This is a genomic window from Bacillus sp. EB01 (assembly GCF_000613125.1).
Lineage (GTDB): Bacteria > Bacillota > Bacilli > Bacillales > Cytobacillaceae > Bacillus_D.
Window position 1 is genome coordinate 26590 of sequence record NZ_HG964497.1, and the last position, 16297, is coordinate 42886.

Annotated in this window: 17 protein-coding genes; 3 read left to right on the plus strand and 14 right to left on the minus strand. The window is 41.4% G+C overall.

All coding sequences use genetic code 11. The features are described from left to right. Positions 1 to 217: 217 nt before the first annotated feature. The 5 genes from arsC to TY16_RS00150 form a co-directional block, all read right to left on the minus strand. On the minus strand, positions 218 to 640 hold the full coding sequence (gene arsC / locus TY16_RS00130) for an arsenate reductase (thioredoxin) (RefSeq protein WP_043929630.1): 423 nt from the start codon (positions 638 to 640) through the stop codon (positions 218 to 220). Positions 641 to 657: 17 nt separating this feature from the next. Then, positions 658 to 1956: an arsenical efflux pump membrane protein ArsB gene (locus TY16_RS00135; RefSeq protein WP_043929631.1), complete on the minus strand. Its 1299-nt coding sequence runs from the start codon at positions 1954 to 1956 to the stop codon at positions 658 to 660. A 32-nt stretch (positions 1957 to 1988) separates the two neighbouring features. Beyond that, positions 1989 to 2336, minus strand: coding sequence for an ArsR/SmtB family transcription factor (locus TY16_RS00140; protein ID WP_043929633.1), 348 nt, complete (start codon positions 2334 to 2336; stop codon positions 1989 to 1991). A 108-nt stretch (positions 2337 to 2444) separates the two neighbouring features. Further along, complete coding sequence (locus TY16_RS00145) at positions 2445 to 3929, minus strand: SulP family inorganic anion transporter (RefSeq protein ID WP_043929634.1); 1485 nt, start codon at positions 3927 to 3929, stop codon at positions 2445 to 2447. Between the two features lie 251 nt (positions 3930 to 4180). Beyond that, on the minus strand, positions 4181 to 4600 hold the full coding sequence (locus TY16_RS00150) for a universal stress protein (RefSeq protein WP_043929635.1): 420 nt from the start codon (positions 4598 to 4600) through the stop codon (positions 4181 to 4183). A 461-nt stretch (positions 4601 to 5061) separates the two neighbouring features. Between TY16_RS00150 and TY16_RS00155 the strand changes: the two genes are divergently transcribed. Next, positions 5062 to 5388: a GNAT family N-acetyltransferase gene (locus TY16_RS00155; RefSeq protein ID WP_043929636.1), complete on the plus strand. Its 327-nt coding sequence runs from the start codon at positions 5062 to 5064 to the stop codon at positions 5386 to 5388. A 31-nt stretch (positions 5389 to 5419) separates the two neighbouring features. Here TY16_RS00155 and TY16_RS00160 read toward each other — a convergent pair whose 3' ends face one another. The 3 genes from TY16_RS00160 to TY16_RS00170 form a co-directional block, all read right to left on the minus strand. Then, complete coding sequence (locus TY16_RS00160) at positions 5420 to 5848, minus strand: YfmQ family protein (RefSeq protein WP_043929637.1); 429 nt, start codon at positions 5846 to 5848, stop codon at positions 5420 to 5422. 43 nt (positions 5849 to 5891) lie between these two features. Continuing rightward, entirely contained in the window at positions 5892 to 6086 is a 195-nt protein-coding gene (locus TY16_RS00165) for a hypothetical protein (protein WP_043929639.1), read from the minus strand. Positions 6087 to 6217: 131 nt separating this feature from the next. Then, on the minus strand, positions 6218 to 6877 hold the full coding sequence (locus TY16_RS00170; RefSeq protein ID WP_043929640.1) for a diphthine--ammonia ligase: 660 nt from the start codon (positions 6875 to 6877) through the stop codon (positions 6218 to 6220). A gap of 290 nt (positions 6878 to 7167) precedes the next feature. Here TY16_RS00170 and TY16_RS00175 point away from each other — a divergent pair, with 290 nt between their 5' ends. Next, positions 7168 to 7626, plus strand: coding sequence for a MarR family winged helix-turn-helix transcriptional regulator (locus TY16_RS00175; RefSeq protein ID WP_043929641.1), 459 nt, complete (start codon positions 7168 to 7170; stop codon positions 7624 to 7626). 4 nt (positions 7627 to 7630) lie between these two features. Further along, a complete protein-coding gene (locus TY16_RS00180; RefSeq protein WP_043929642.1) occupies positions 7631 to 8833 on the plus strand; it encodes an MFS transporter in 1203 nt (400 codons plus the stop codon). A gap of 147 nt (positions 8834 to 8980) precedes the next feature. Here the strand turns inward: TY16_RS00180 and TY16_RS00185 are convergent, their stop codons facing one another. The 6 genes from TY16_RS00185 to TY16_RS00210 all read right to left on the minus strand — a co-directional run bounded on the left by TY16_RS00185 (position 8981) and on the right by TY16_RS00210 (position 16187). Continuing rightward, the gene (locus TY16_RS00185) at positions 8981 to 9196 is read right to left on the minus strand and encodes a hypothetical protein (RefSeq protein ID WP_043929643.1); all 216 of its coding nucleotides are present in this window, start codon (positions 9194 to 9196) and stop codon (positions 8981 to 8983) included. Between the two features lie 309 nt (positions 9197 to 9505). Then, positions 9506 to 10357: a DegV family protein gene (locus tag TY16_RS00190; RefSeq protein WP_043929644.1), complete on the minus strand. Its 852-nt coding sequence runs from the start codon at positions 10355 to 10357 to the stop codon at positions 9506 to 9508. A gap of 113 nt (positions 10358 to 10470) precedes the next feature. Next, positions 10471 to 11121, minus strand: a complete 651-nt coding sequence (locus TY16_RS00195) for an SGNH/GDSL hydrolase family protein (protein WP_043929645.1) — start codon at positions 11119 to 11121, stop codon at positions 10471 to 10473. 13 nt (positions 11122 to 11134) lie between these two features. Further along, on the minus strand, positions 11135 to 12706 hold the full coding sequence (locus tag TY16_RS00200; protein ID WP_043929647.1) for a hypothetical protein: 1572 nt from the start codon (positions 12704 to 12706) through the stop codon (positions 11135 to 11137). A gap of 31 nt (positions 12707 to 12737) precedes the next feature. After that, positions 12738 to 14591, minus strand: a complete 1854-nt coding sequence (locus TY16_RS00205; RefSeq protein WP_043929648.1) for a hypothetical protein — start codon at positions 14589 to 14591, stop codon at positions 12738 to 12740. Between the two features lie 15 nt (positions 14592 to 14606). Further along, positions 14607 to 16187, minus strand: a complete 1581-nt coding sequence (locus tag TY16_RS00210; protein ID WP_231505538.1) for an FAD-dependent oxidoreductase — start codon at positions 16185 to 16187, stop codon at positions 14607 to 14609. Positions 16188 to 16297 lie beyond the last annotated feature (110 nt).

Below are 16297 nucleotides of genomic sequence, written 5' to 3' on the forward strand. Positions count from 1 at the left end.
AGTCCTTTTCATAAACCATCTTTCCGTTTCAGGCAGAAATGCTATTGGCGTCATTTCAGGTTTAAAAAAAAGCTTGAAACATGTCCAATGAGCGCTATAGGCACCATTTCAGGTTTAAAAAAAGCTTGAAACGTGTCCAATAAGTGCTATTGGCACCATTTCACGTTTAAAAAGAGTTTGAAACGTGTCCAATAAATACTTCTGGCGCCGATTATCTTTACTTCCCAGTTTCAGCAAAAGTCTTAATGCGGTCGCGAATCTCGTCGCGGACGCGCTGGAAGAATGCCCACTTTTCGTCGTCGGTTCCTTCCGCTTTCGCTGGGTCATCGAAGCCCCAGTGTTCTTTTTTCACATGCGGAGGTGTTACCGGACAATGGTCTGCGGCATGGCCGCAAAGGGTTACCACAAGATCCGCGTTGTTCAGAATGTCCGGATCAATAACATCTGAGGTATGGGTTGAAATGTCAACGCCCGCTTCCTTCATTGCTTTAACCGCATTTGGGTTCAGTCCATGTGCTTCGAGGCCTGCACTTTTGACTTCCCATTCATTGCTGTTAAGATAATTTTTCGCCCAGCCTTCAGCCATTTGGCTGCGGCAGGAGTTACCAGTACACAAGAAGTAAATTGTTTTTTTAGACATAGAAAAATCTCCTTTTTTTAAGAAAGTATCAATAGCCAAATATAGAGTCCTACCAGGGTAATGAACAGAGTAGGAATCGTGAGAATGATTCCTGTTTTAAAGTAAGTACCCCACGATATCCTGACTCCTTTTAAGGACAAGACATGCAGCCATAGCAAGGTGGCAAGTGAACCAATCGGGGTAATTTTCGGCCCGAGGTCCGATCCAATTACGTTTGCATAAATTAACGCTTCTCTTACAATCCCGGTTGTATTTGTTTCAGCAATCGCAAGTGCATCAATCATAACGGTCGGCATGTTATTCATGACGGATGACAGGATAGCGGCAATAAAACCCATTCCAATGGTTGCCGCAAACAGTCCATGGTCAGCGGTCCATTGGATTGCATCCGCGAGGACATCTGTTAAACCGGCGTTTCTTAAACCGTAGACGACAACATACATACCAATTGAGAAAAACACAATATTCCACGGCGCGCCTTTTACAACGGTTCTTGTGTTAACAGCAGGGCTTTTCCTTGCCATGAACAAAAAGAAAATCGCAACAATGCCCGCAATAATTGAGACAGGGACATTCAAGAATTCACTAATGAAATAACCCACCAGCAGCACGCCTAAAACAGCCCAGGAAAGGCGGAACATTTTCTCATCTTTAATGGCCTCCAAAGGCTTCTTTAACTGACCCAGTTCATACTTCTTTGGCAGATTTTTTCTAAAGTAAAGATAAAGAACAAGGATGCTGGCCACTAGTGAAAAGAGATTCGGGATAATCATTCTTGACGCGTATTCATTAAAGCCGATCCCAAAAAAGTCGGCGGAAACAATGTTGACCAAATTGCTGACAACAAGCGGCAGTGAAGTTGTATCCGCAATAAATCCACTGGCGATGATAAAAGGAAAAATCATTTTCTCTTCAAATTTAAGGTTTCTAACCATTGCCAGAACGATTGGGGTAAGGATGAGCGCCGCACCGTCATTCGCAAACAGTGCTGCGACAAGGGCACCAAGAATACATATGAATACGAATAATTTAATTCCATTTCCTTTAGCTGTCCTTGCCATATGCAAAGCCGCCCATTCAAAAAATCCAATCTCATCAAGTATTAACGAAATAAGAATTATCGCAATGAATGTAAATGTAGCATTCCAGACAATCCCGGTCACATCGATGACATCGGCAAAGTCAACGACACCAAAGAGCAGAGCAAGAATCGCCCCTCCGCACGCTGACCAGCCAATCGATAAATTTTTTGGCTGCCAGATGACCATGATGAGTGTTACTAAAAATATAAACGAAGCAAGTAATGTTGAAACCAAGTTCAAACCTCCAGTGAATCACATAAATTTTTTCAACAGCCGCAGCGCATCGTCGGGTTGCTTTTCAGGATTTGCTGCATTTTTTCCGTCTGTTCAGGGACATACTGAAGGATGTTCTCAACCAGAGGAAAAGCATCACTATCCGTATTAATGGAATAATAAATCCACTGGCCCTTCCGTTCTTCCTTTACAAGTCCAGCATCCTTAAGTTTCCTGAGGTGCTGGCTAATGGAAGGCTGGCTCATATCAAATACTTCAAGCAATTCACACACGCACAGCTCCCTAATTTGCAAAAGGGCCATAATTGTCAGCCTTGTCCGATCACCAAGGAGTTTCAATATGACCGAAGCTTGCTCCACTTCCACTTTTACCTGTTGCACACGTCCACCTCTTTTCTTGTACTCTAAACGATATAATTATATAGCTATTCGCTTATATAAATCAAGAAGCAGTGGACGATTCGCAAAGTAGAACCGTCCCCTGTTTGCCTAATGGCTGGCGACTTTTTCAAGTCCGCCTGGTTTATTGTGAGTTGCTATGCGTTCGATTAATTTATTGCTTTCTTTGTTTAACCCTTTTAGATTTACTTTTATCCCATTCTGATGGTATTTGATAACAACTTTATCAATCGCGCCAACTGCCGAGTCATCCCATAAATGTGTGTTTGATAAATCAAGGTCGATTTCTTTTACATCTTCCTTAAAGTCAAAGCTGTTCACAAAGTCCGTAACAGAAGCAAAGAATAGCTGTCCTGATACATGATATACCTTTTTATGTGATCCCGGTGCGGACATACTGGTAACCTTCACTTTGGATATCTTTGCTGCAAAGAAAATTGAGCTAAGAATGATTCCAACCAACACACCTTTAGATAAATCATGAGTCTGCATGACAGTAATAACTGTTACGACCATAACAATAGTATCTGTAATCGGTACCTTCTTTACTGTCTTAAATAGCGACCAATCAAATGTTCCAATCGAAACCATGATCATAACGCCGACTAATGCAGCCATTGGAATTTGAACAAGGAAATCCTTAAACATAATGATTAGCATTAATAAGAAAGATCCAGCAACCAACGTGGACAGGCGTCCTCGTCCACCCGATTTTACATTAATAACAGATTGGCCAATCATCGCACAACCCGCCATGCCCCCAAAAAAGCCGGAAACGATATTGGCGATTCCCTGTCCGCGCGCTTCTTTGTTTTTATCACTGTCAGTGTCTGTCATATCGTCAACGATAGACGCAGTAAGAAGTGATTCAACTAATCCAACAATCGCAATCGATAAGGAATAGGGAAAAATGATTTGCAGTGTCTCCAGTGTGAATGGAATATCAGGAATCAAAAATACCGGGAGTGTGGATGTTAGTTCGCCCATGTCTCCAACTGTCCGGACATCACTGCCTGTAAAAATCGCAACAGCCGTCATGGTCACAATAGCGACCAATGGAGATGGTACGGCTTTTGTAAAACGCGGAAGAATGTATATAATCGCTAGTGCCCCAGCTACCATCGCATACATTTGCCATGACTCTCCAACAAAATGGGGCAGTTGGGATGCAAAAATCATGATTGCGAGTGCATTAACGAATCCAATCATGACAGATCGGGGAACAAATTTCATCAGCCGTCCTAGTTTTAATGCTCCCATTACAATCTGAATTACACCGGTCAAAATGGTAGCAGCTAGCAAGTATTGTAATCCATGGTCTCTCACCAATGTGGTCATTAACAAAGCAGTTGCACCAGTTGCCGCTGAAATCATCCCCGGCCGGCCACCAACAAACGCAATCGTAAACGCTATACAAAATGAGGCATACAACCCAACCATAGGGTCAACCCCGGCAATAAGCGAAAAGGCAATTGCTTCTGGAATCAAAGCGAGGGCAACAACTATGCCTGCCAATACCTCTCCTTTGACACTTCCGTTTCCCAGCCATGCAGATTTAATTGTAGTTAAATTCAAACCTTGTATCTCTCCTTTTCATCATTAGTATTTTTGACTTTCAACTCTCATGAAAGTCGGGTCCGTAGGCAACAGGAAACAGTATAAAGGATTGTGGCTAAAATGTGAAACATGGTGTAAGCGCCTCAACTTAAAGTTTTCTCAGTTATTCAAGGCTTTTCTCCCATTTGCTATGTAACACCATATTTCTTTTTAAAAAGACTGCCAAAAACAGAGAAAACAGGTTAGCCTGGTGGCAACCTGTTTTGTCGTTACTTTACTATTAATACTGGACAATGTGCTCGCTTGGCTACTTTATGGCTGACGCTTCCTAATACAAACTCTTGCAATGTATTTAAGCCTCTGCTGCCTATAATTACTATCTCAAACTTATTTCGATTTACATAATCAACTATTTCGGGGCCAGGGTCACCATGAAGTATTGTTATATCATAAGAAACACCTGCATTTTCAGCCATTTTTATTACTTGCCTTAACCGTTCTTTCCGGCTGTCTTCTAAACCAGCTGAATTCCAATTAGCCAGTACTTCCGATTTGACCTTGTCAGGATCGACTACATAGAGAATCTCTAACTTTGAATTTGGACTACATTTTGCAATTTGCAGTGCATTTTCGGCTGCTCTTATTGCATGTTGGGACCCATCCGTTGCCAATGCTATTTTTTTATACATTCCCACTACCTCCAAAGATAGTTAATGGTCTTGTCATATTGATATTTATTTCTTCACAAGGATTGATTAACCCTCTAATTTTACACCCTCCGAATCAATTTCTAATCAAACAATTATGTATAAATGGAAAACCATAAGCAGATTTCTTCAAAGCTAAGTTCGTCTGTATTGGGTAACCTTTTCTGAATTGATCCGTCTTCTTTTAGGAAGCGCATTTATGGAAAGAACGTTTGGATTATGCAGATAGAGTTAAGGAGAATTTGTATGGGTGTAATTGCTGAAACGGAACGTCTGCTATTGAGGGTCTTTGAAGAAAAGGATGTTGAAGTTGCGATAGGGTTTTGGGGAGACGAGTAAGTAATGAAGCATTGTAATGGCACCGCCCCTCATCAGCACCTGCCAAAAGCGATCGAGGCTTATGCCGCCTGCCAAGCGGCAAAAGGCCTTTCCGTATACGCGGTGTGGATAAAGAATCTGGAAAGGTTATTGGTGCAGCAGGGTTTAATGTACGTGAGTCTCCAGAAACATCTGAACTGATTTACCATTTCGCAAAATCAGCCTGGGGCAAAGGCTACGCTACTGAAGCTGCCGCAGCATGTGTTGAGCTTGCAAAAAAACATCCTGGAACAGTAACAATCTTTGCGTCATCCGACCCGGACAATACTGGTTCCCTGAAAATCTTAGAAACGATTGGCCTCGAGTATAAGGGCATGAAATGGTTCGATGACACAAATCAGGAAGAGCCTTATTACGAAATGAACGTAAAAAGCAAGGCAACCAAAAATTAAAAGAGGAAGCAGGGAACTTTCCCTTGCTTCCTTAAAGCGGGTTAAGTGGAAATTTATCTGAGAAGAGGCTGTATGCGATAAGCTTCTTTTTTGATTTTTTGACAACATCAATTCGGTCCGCGTACGGGAACACATAAAGTTCAGTAGAATGTTTTCCGGTTTTCGCATCAACTATAATTGGCTGAACACCGCTCTCGGGGTTCAAATACGTATCCTCTGTACCAGGCCATACATAGTGTTTTTCTTTAAAGACAGATTCATTAAAAGCACTAATAAGCGTTGCTTTCTTCTCTTCTTCCAACACTTGTCCTTTATACAAAACCGTTGCATTTTTGCTATCCAACTGTGAATGTGTTTCAAATTTACCAGTCATCCAGTTAATCACATCTGTGGGCAGGCAGGTGACGACAATTTTAAAAAGACTAAAAAGAACAATTGACAGGATTACACCCCAGGTCATAATCATCCGCTCCCTATTATTTCATTAATATTTTAAAATAACACTACACAATCCAATAAATATACACACCAACAGCAACTAACGATAAAAAGATCACAACACCATAAATAATTAATAAGTTTGTCGTATTTCTCTTGGTAGACTTACTATAATTCTCATCCGCCTTACCGGCTAAAAGCAGTGTAGAAATCAGAGCAACTATAATCACAATAATAACCAAAACAAGTCCGATATCCACATAAACACCCCTTTTAACTTATTAAACACGCTTCATCCTATCTAAGTATAACTTTTTCACCAAAGGATTGGAACAAATAAATCCCAAATAGAAGGGGGCGACCTTTACCCCGAGGGGTAAGGGTCAGACCCCTATATCAAATCGCAATAGTGAAACCTTTCATTTTCCAGTTTACTGCCAATAGTGAACTCAACGTTTGTTTTAAAAATGGGCCCGGCAAAACAAAACGTGTGAAATTCTCCGTTTTCCCCGCATGGGTCTGCGGTTGGAGGCAAGGCTTTGAGGAAATCCCAATCGAGAAGACTTCCTAGGAATTCGCTGCCTAATTTTTCACTATCTATGCAAGTGGTAATCGTATGAAACCCGAGGGAAATGAATTCTTTTATAATTCCCTCTGTATCTTCATTCCATAGCGGGAATACACCTTTCAAGCCATGATTGTTAATAGTCCTTTCCCGGTATTCCTTAACATCTTTCAAAAAGATATCCCCGAACACCACGGAGGTCACACCATCTTTTTTCAACGATTCGAGCATGCTGGCCATTCTTTCTTGATAAACATTGTTAGGGCATTCCCTTGGAATGTACATTTTTCTTAGCGGTAAACCAAGGCTATCCGCTTGTTTCTCCAGCAGGCTCTCCTTCACGCCATGACTGCTGATCCGGTTATCCTCTTCTACGATTGTTGTAAATAAACTATCCACAATATAGTTGCCACTTTGCAAAATCCTATAGAGGGCAAAACAGCTATCCTTGCCACCGCTCCATGAAATCGCAATCCGATCCTTCATGTCTCTCCACCTTATATAAATTTTTAGTTTCACTGTTATTAACCCAATGATATCAAAAGTTTAATAGAAGAAGGCAGAGAACCGCTCCTATTTCTTAGTGAACCATCGATATTTTCACCTTAGTGTTTTAGTCCGCTTTTGGCTGTCTCAGGGTTTAAAGCTAAAGGGGTCAGACCCCTACCCCTAAGGGTAAGGGTCTGACCCCTAAAAAGGAAACATCCCTTGCTTCTTTCATGTAATTTAGTTATAATTTATAATTATGTTTTATAACGTGTTAAAGGTGGTTAAGGATGAAGAATGATGTAAGGCTGTTTGATCGGGTAATGGATAGCCTGGTTGCGGCAAAAAATTCATATGACGCACTCCCTCCCTTAAAACAAGGAATGAAGCCGATTTACCACCGGGTTCTCTATATGATTCACCGCCTCCAGGAAGAACATGGTGCCGCTCGGGTATCTGACCTCAGTTCCGGACTGGATATCCTTCTGCCTAATATGACAAAGCTTCTTAAAGAAATGGAAGGTCAGCAGCTCGTCGAAAAATACCGGCCTCCAATCGATAAACGGGTAGTTCAAATTAGAATGACCTCTCAAGGCGAACAGTATTTCAACGATCGTGTCCTGCCATACCGCAATCAAGTCCTGAAAGAACTTGATAATCTTGAAACGGCCGACGTTGAAACCATGATCCGCACAATTTACCAAATACAAGATATACTTCACCGGGTATATGCAGATAGAAAGGACTAATGCAATGCAACAAGAAAAAATCTGGACGAAGGATTTCATCGTCCTTATAACATCGAATTTCTTTATCTCATTAACATTTTATTTGCTCATGACTTCAATGGCTTTATATGCGGTTAAAACATTTCAATCTTCACAAAGCAGCGCGGGACTGGCAGCCAGTATTTTCATCATTGGCGCAGTTTTCTCAAGACTTATCGCTGGAAAATACGTCGATGTCATCGGCCGCAAAAAAACACTGTATGGAGGGCTTGCCCTCTTTTTGATTAGCTCACTTCTTTATTTTCCTGTGGAAAGTTTAGCGCTGTTGTTTGTCATCCGTTTTGTTCATGGCCTGGCATTTGGTGTTGTATCTACTGTTCTGGCAACTGCTGCCATGGATTCCTTACCAATTGCACGCCGTGGTGAAGGCAATGGCTACTTTTCACTCAGTTCCGCGTTGGCTACTGCGGTTGGACCTTTTCTCGCATTATTTCTTTCCACGAACTTTGGATATAATGCCATCTTCTTGGGGGGAGTAATCTTCAGTATCCTGGCGCTGGGCTCAGCGATGCTTGGACACGTAAAGGAACCTACGCTAACTGTCCAGGACCGTGCCCTTTTAAAAAGTGGATTCAAGCCCGGTGACTTTTTTGAAATGTCAGCCGTACCTGTATCACTGATCATGGTTATTGCCGGTATTGGTTATTCGAGCGTTGTCTCCTTTATCAACTCTTATGCAATTGAAATCGATTTGACCAATGCCGCTGCTTTTTTCTTTGTGGTTTACGCCATCTTCCTGTTCATATCCAGGCCGATTGCCGGCAAACTCTTTGACAGTCGAGGTGAAAACACGGTTATCTATCCGTCGCTTATCATGTTCGCAATTAGCCTGTTATTGGTCGGCATCGCACAGAATGGCCTAACGCTGCTTCTTGCAGGTGCCCTTCTTGCGTTCGGATTTGGAACCCTGATGTCGAGTTTGCAGACAGTTGCGGTAAAAGTAGCGCCGCATAATAGGATTGCCCTTGCGATTTCAACATTCTACATCTGCCTTGACGGCGGTATGGGGATCGGTCCTTACATTATCGGGCTCATCGTCCCACTCGTCGGTTTCCGCGGCATGTACCTCATCCTTGCGGCCATTGTCCTAAGTTTGGTATTCCTCTATTACCAGCTCCACGGGCGAAAAGCCGCAGCAGAACAACGCTACAAACAAATTGAAGCTTAAATTTATATGAAAGCAGTAAATAAAAACGCTTGGAGAATACCAAGCGTTTTTTGTTAATTTAGCTAAAGAACTACTTAGAAAAGAGGCTTCTAAAAACGAAAGACACAATTTCCGCATTTTCACTATCACAAGTACATATATCTACTTTTAACTTCGAATTATATTAACTACTTTTTTGGTGGTCAGTACCGAGGCCGGTATGGCAATTACGACTGTAAAAAATAGCTGAAAGAGAAATATAAGCATACCATACGGGGCAAGCATTTCAAGATTGCCTATATAAACAAAAATCCGGCTTATAATAATTGTATAAATAACGAAAAATACGAATGCTAAAAAATAATACACAAAATCTTTAGCCATTCGTACACCCCCATTATCCCCTTATTAAAACAAGCAGTTGAACAATACCCTCAAAATAATTTTAACATAAATATCCAGAAAAACCCATTCGAAAATATAAATTCCTTAGCTGCCCGGACTCCAAAAAAGGGCGACTATTTAGCCACCCCCTAAAATTCTCTCTTCTTAACATTGATTTTTGCCGTTGGGCTCGCGCAGCCTCAACTTCTTCTTCGTACGGTCGTTTATACTGCCGTCTAATCGACCGAACCTTAACTTTTTCTCCGTACGGTCGTTTATATTACCTTCTAGTCGATTTTTACACTCGCCCTACAATTCTAACCCCGCAACCCCAAATCCGCCGGGCCCGGCATGCGTGGATATCATCGCACCAGCTTGAATCCATCTAATATTTTCAAAACCAGATTCCCTGGCAATTTCCTCCGCCCTCTGCTTAATGCTTTCTTCGAGTCCGAGCGAGTAAATGAGGTAAAGCTGGCTTCTATCAATATTGTACTCTGTTAAATATTCGCGTAAGAGTTTCTCAGCAACGACGTTCATCTTCCCGCGGAATTTTTTAGTAGAAACAAGCTTTCCATCAATCAACTCGATACACGGCTTTATTTTTAGCAAAGCCCCGACAAGATAAGCAATATTGCTTACACGGCCACCGGCTCTTAAAAAATCAAGGCTACCCGGAGTGAAGGCAAGCTTCGACTTGGGAATCACTGCTTCTATTTTTTCTATTAAGCGCGCCGGTTCAATCTCAGGTTCACTCTCCAACAAGGTAGCAGCATACATTACAACTGCCAATAATCCGCCAGTCACGTTCAAAGCGTCAATGAGAAATAGATTCTCGAATTCCTCGGCTGCAATTACTGCATTTTGAAAGGAAGACGATGCCTTTGATGTATAGCCAACATGAATAATCGTGCAGCCTGGATGATCAGCTTTTATCCTCGAAAAAAACTCCTGGTACTCATGTACATTCGTAGCTGTTGTAGAGGGTATTTTTTTCGTCCGCTCATAATAATCATAAATATGCTCAACCGGTAATGAACCATCCGGATAATCTTTATCATCCATAATCACATGCATCGGTACAACCTCAATAGCATATTTATCCGTTAAATCCTTTGGTAAATCCGCGCCACTCTCCGTAGATAGCACAATCCGCCTCATCGTATTTCCCCTTCCATCCCACAGCTAATATAGTTCGACTTTTATAGACATATCTTAACTATACAGCAGAAGGACCAAACAATGAAGCGGTTTCCTAGAAAGGCAGCAGTGTTTTACTCCACCGATTGGCCTTTCCTATTCTGGTTGAACAAATGCTCGGTTGCCTTTATCCAAGTCTTTGCCATTAACATATTACCCATGCTGTTCATGTGGACACCATCAATTGTTAGTGGTTGGCCATTTCCATGCTTTAGATAGTTCATAAATGCGTGATGGGTCGGTACGACGGTTCCATTATATCGACGTGCCAATTTATCAACAATCTCAACGTACGGGATCAGCTTCAAATTTCCTTCGCCTTGGATTTCTTCATTTATAACCGTGGGTTCCATTAATATGATCGTTGAATTCGTTTTTTCTTTGAGGCTTCTAAGCAGTGATTCATAAATTTCTTCAAAACGGTCTGGATAAATTTGAACCATATCAGGACTATCGAATTGCCGCCAAACATCATTAATTCCAATTGAAATCGATACAAAATTCGGTTGCAGGGAAACGACATCCCGCTCCCACCGTTCGGCCAGGTCATCCACCCGGTTACCGCTAATTCCTTTATTGAACATGTCCATATCTCGTTCCGGATATGTAATCTTTAAATAATCGTGAACTAAACGAACATAGCCAGTACCTATGTCATCACCTTCACTTTTTCCCCACCAAGTGATACTGTCTCCGATAAATACAATTCGTTGTTTCATGCTCATCCTCCAAACGTAGTCATTTACCGGCCTTCGCTTCCCATTCAGAAAGGTATGCGTCTAATTTTTCCCCGGTAAAATGAACATAAAAAGAAATCAGGCTGTTAGGTTCGCTAAAATTGTCTACTGGTTTCCCATTGAGTTGTTCAAAATCGCTTATCCAGCTTTTTATCTCATTAATAATCTTATCCATCCCATCAAAGGCCTTCACCTTTTCAGGATCAATCAACCGGTTTGGAAATAGATGAACATTCCATTTTGAAACATTCGAGAGAGCCGTTTCCATAGTTCCAAGTATTTGTTTTACCTCACTATCATGGTTTCCGAACTGTGTGTAAAAATCGTTTTCAATATCTTCAAAAGAGTCTCCCCAGCTTAAGCGGGCAAAAAAATAACTATTCATCAACTGAATCGATTTCCACGGATACACCATGTCTTCATTTGTCGCATTGGATTTTGGGATGAACGGAACAATCAATTTAACGATTTGCTCGATTCCCATTTGCGAATAAAATTCGATGTCATCCCTAATTCTTTGGAATAAAGGCGGAAAAAGGTCCCCTAACATGAAATGATCGCTGTAATACTCGAAAATCGTTAACTCTTTAGATTTCGCTGCAGTTGAGCTGCACCATTTTTGTAATGCCTCGTATGCTCTTTCTTCCTTCACGAAGGATTGCCGGTAGTTCCTGCCCCAAAAAGCAAATAAAGTATCAACAGATTTAGAGCTTTCCGCCCCATCTGGCAGCTCTAACATTTCCCATGATAGCCCTGCATTATAAGCGATATGTTCGACACTAATATCAGGCAGCTGTTTTTTTAATTGTTCCGTAAACCCAATATAATGAGTTAAAAAGTGCTGATTATCCTCTATCCCAACATCCGCAGGCCATAACGATACCCGTTTTATTGAGCTTGATTCATTACAATAGCCTTCGATTTTGTTTATGACAAGTTCCTTCCAGCCATCATCCGAAAAGTCGATTTGATTTTTCTCAACTCCTGAACCTTCACTTAATAGATAATGCATGCTATGCCCGCCCAGTGTTACCATCAGCCCGCGCTTTTCAATCTCTTTTGCAACTGCATGCTTTACCTTGTCCCATAACATAAAAGTAAAGAATAGTTCATTGATATACTGTTTTGCTGACCAGTCAATTAACTGCAGAAGAAAATCTGTATCCTCATAGTTTTCAAGGACCAAGCCCCTTCTTTTCATTTTCCCACTGAGCATCCCATAGGTATCAGCATTATTTCCAATGAAATTAAGTGTGTCTTTTGATAGAAAACTAGTCCACTTATACCCGAACAGTTTTTTACAAGTATGATATACACCAAACAGTACCGAACGCGTGTTAGATCCGATAATATAAATTTCGCTGTCTTTTTCCAGCACCTGAAAGGCATCAGTAGACCCTTCAGTATCTAAATTTGAATCGATAAGATTTCTTTCATGAAAATCCCGATATACCCCTAATACAAATGAATAAGGGATAGACTGACCAACCTGTCCCGCGTAGTCCAGCAGCTCTTCTTTTGCAAACTTTACCACAGGATCTTCATTTAAAATAGTACATTGAATGTCCGGCAAAACAGGTACCTCCTCAGAATCCTTTTTTATCTTAATCAAGTAGCGATTGATTCATTTCGCTTAAAAGAAGACCTGATAAGATAATGGCATTCGTCCAGCCACTTTCAATAACATATGCTCCCCAGCCCGTATCACCATTATTGCCAAAATACTCGCCTCGGTCCAAATGGAAGGAACGCATCCAGCCGCCATCGAATTCTTTTTTGGCTGAAGTGATTTGAATGGCAGATATAAAGCTGAGTAACTTCTCATGCAAATCTTTAATTGCCGGATCGCCAGTCGCTTTACTAGCCTCCCACGCGTTCATAACCAGGAAATTATTCGTATATAATTGATCGGCAATACCTTCATTATTAAATTGAAAAACACCCGTATCTTCAAAACCATATCGCTCCGGGTCTGGATTATCACTTTCCTCAATTCCGCCCTGCTCATGCTGATTTGCTAATAAGTACTCAACCACTTCATATAATCCCTGGCAAATCGTTTCATCTTTACTAATGGCATACATTTGCGATAGTGACAGGAGGAACCTGCTGTATCCCGCTGTTTTGCTATACATATACTTTAAATTCTCTTTATTCTTCAGCAATTCCAAACTACCTTGATAGGCCGCCTGTTTAAACTGTTCATCCTGGGATACAATATAGGCCTGTATAAAGGCTGCATGGACAATTGATTCAAAATGCGGGTTCATACTTGCCGCAATGGAATTTTTGAAAAAGGTAGCTCCGTTCTCAAGCAGTTCCTTTTCTCGGATACATTCTGGACGAAGCCCATTCATATTTTGCGTGTTTAAAAGAGCATATGCCGTTAATAGGCCTCTCTCCTTGTATTCTTCATTTCCTGTTTTACGGTAAAGATATAATAGAACAAGTGCCACCCAGCCATTATCATCTGAAAAAATTTGATCCGGTTTCTTTTTTGGACTTTGAAACCATTTCCAAAAACCGTAGGTGACTGAATCAGGGTTGGTATCCTGATAGCCTTCTTCGAACAAAAAGGCCAGCAAATTCGCTGATAGCTCTGTCCATTTCTTTTCCTTCCTATATTCTCCATATAAGTAAAACAACAATGCAGTATGGGCGTGGCAATCCGGCCTTAAATCTTTACTAATCTCACTCCGGATCGAATGAACATTTTCATAAACTCCGAGACTTCCATCATCCTTCGGCAAGATACCCGATGTTAAAAACCAGTTCACACCCTTTTCAAGGGTTTTTGCAATATCAGTATGCTTTAATAGCTCGATAATCGGCTGTATGGTCTTAATTGGCAATTGATAATCAGATTTCAACCAGTTTATAACATCATTCCATAACCAATTTGGACGTAATGTCCAGGGCTGTTCATTACCTAAAAAGGAAATGGCTGAATAGATAGCTTTCCCTTCCCCATGTTTTTTGGCAATGATGGCTGGATAATCCCCTGTCGCTTCCGTGCTATGAGTTTCTCTAAAATGGCCAATATCCATCAGTCTTTCGATATCGAAAGTAAAATCAAATGCAAAACCGGTTATAAAAGGACCGTGCCATTCGAGCAACTGGCCTTTTTTACAAAAATCGCTATCCTTTGATATGACTAATTTTTCAAGACGGCGATTGGTCACGTTAAAATCCTGCTTGAACCCAAAAAGCCGCGAAGTCGGAAAATCATCACAATTGATCATTTCCCCATATAGGATGCCGCCATTGTCGACAAAATCCCATAGCTTCTCAACTAATTCATAAGGCAATTTCAAGGGTACACCGTTGTCGTTGCCATTTATAAAGATAAACTTATAGTTTAGTAAATCCTCATCCATCAGCTGGCTAATATCCGAGAAGAAGTTGGTAAAATCAACAAAACCGTTCATTTGCTTGCTTTTGTCAACAAGAGCTATCACTATTATTCACTCCATTCATACTTTATGAATTTTTGGCCACTCAAGTTCAATCCCGGCTTTTACTAATCGGTCCTGAAAATCCTTTAATCGATGCCCGTTATTCCTCACTTCACGCGGGCTGATACCGTGATCAATGCAGTAAGCAGCCAGGTGGCCTGCCGCCTCACCAATATTCCATTCAACCGGATGAAGACGGTAAGAGCCATTCGATAAATGAGTCGTTCCAATGTTTTTACAGGCAGGCAGCAAGTTTTGAACGCGTATTGGTATCAAACTCCCGAGTGGAATTTGGAATGGATGGGATGAAATATCAATATACGTATTCATACCTGTACTTGGATGAAGGTCTAAGCGATAACAGCCAATGCCAACACTGTCCTCAAAAAACGTGGCACTGTCCTTCCCCTCGATTTCCCCGCTTATATGCTGTTCTTTCACGGTGAATTCAGCCTTTATCCTGCGTGATTCGCGGATGTATGGATACATGGCCAATCCATCTTCAGTACCTAATACATCTTTTCTTAAACGGATTCCCGGATACCCGCAGCCTCCGTCAGGCCTTGGTGCTTCAGTTTGCAGCCAATACAGCAGCGATAAGCTTAACTGTTTTGCATTATATAAATGCTTTTCCTTCTCATCTTCAGATACATCGATTACAGGCCCCAGCCAATAATCATTCTGCGGCCAGTTGACTATCGTTATATCACTTTCAAAGGTCCCTGGTTCAAAATTTGTTTTATCGATTACTCTGCGGTAATTCCAAAGCGAAAAGCGTTCCGGCTCATAAAAAAAAGAATATTCTATTGGTTCCAATGTATAAGGCACTACACCCCACCAGCTTAATTGCTTCGCTGGCCAAAAGTCAGCCTGATACCCTTTCCAAAACTCATATTGTACAGGCTTTTCAATTGTATGGTCTTCACCTTCGATATAATCAATAGCAAAGCAATATGTAAACGCCTGCATATTGGAGGGCTCCGGCTCACCTTTTGGCGCATGCTCCTCGCCGGTTTCCGCCTGAGACTCCGACCCAATTACATACTCAACATTTGCGAGCGGTAAAACATCACCCATTTCAGTTGCATCCAAAAAGTAGCTTCCCTTTAAAAGGGCGGAGTGGCCCATAACTGAGTGGCGGACGGTAACCGTGAGCACCTGGTCATTTTCTGTATCAGCGTGAATAATTTTATACTCCGATAACAAAGTAAGCTTCTTGCTATGCAGAAAAGGCGCCAGCATATCATATAACACACGTAATGCTACTCGAGGTTCATGGCTTATCGTACTGACAATGGCATTGCCAGGATTGAATTGATCACTGAACCGGTAGCTATTCTTCACAGGAAAATGATTTAAATAGTAGTCTCTAACCTTTCTTCTGAAGGTCCGGTAGTTTCTTGTTGCACCGAAGCTTTCAATCCATGGATGCTCATCCGGTGGAACACCCTGGCTTGTAATTTGTCCGCCAATCCATTTCGTTTCCTCGGTTAAAATGACCGTTTTGCCTGATTGGAGCGCGGATAGTGCGGCTGAACATCCGCCAAGCCCGCCGCCAACAATAACAAGATCTGCCTGTAATTCCTGAGAGACTGTCAATTCTATACACCTCATTCAGTGAAATTGATATTTTAGATAAGCTCTTCGTTTTGCATTACCATTAATCTAATAAAATGGCTTTTTAGTTTAATCCTTGGTTTCTACCTGGC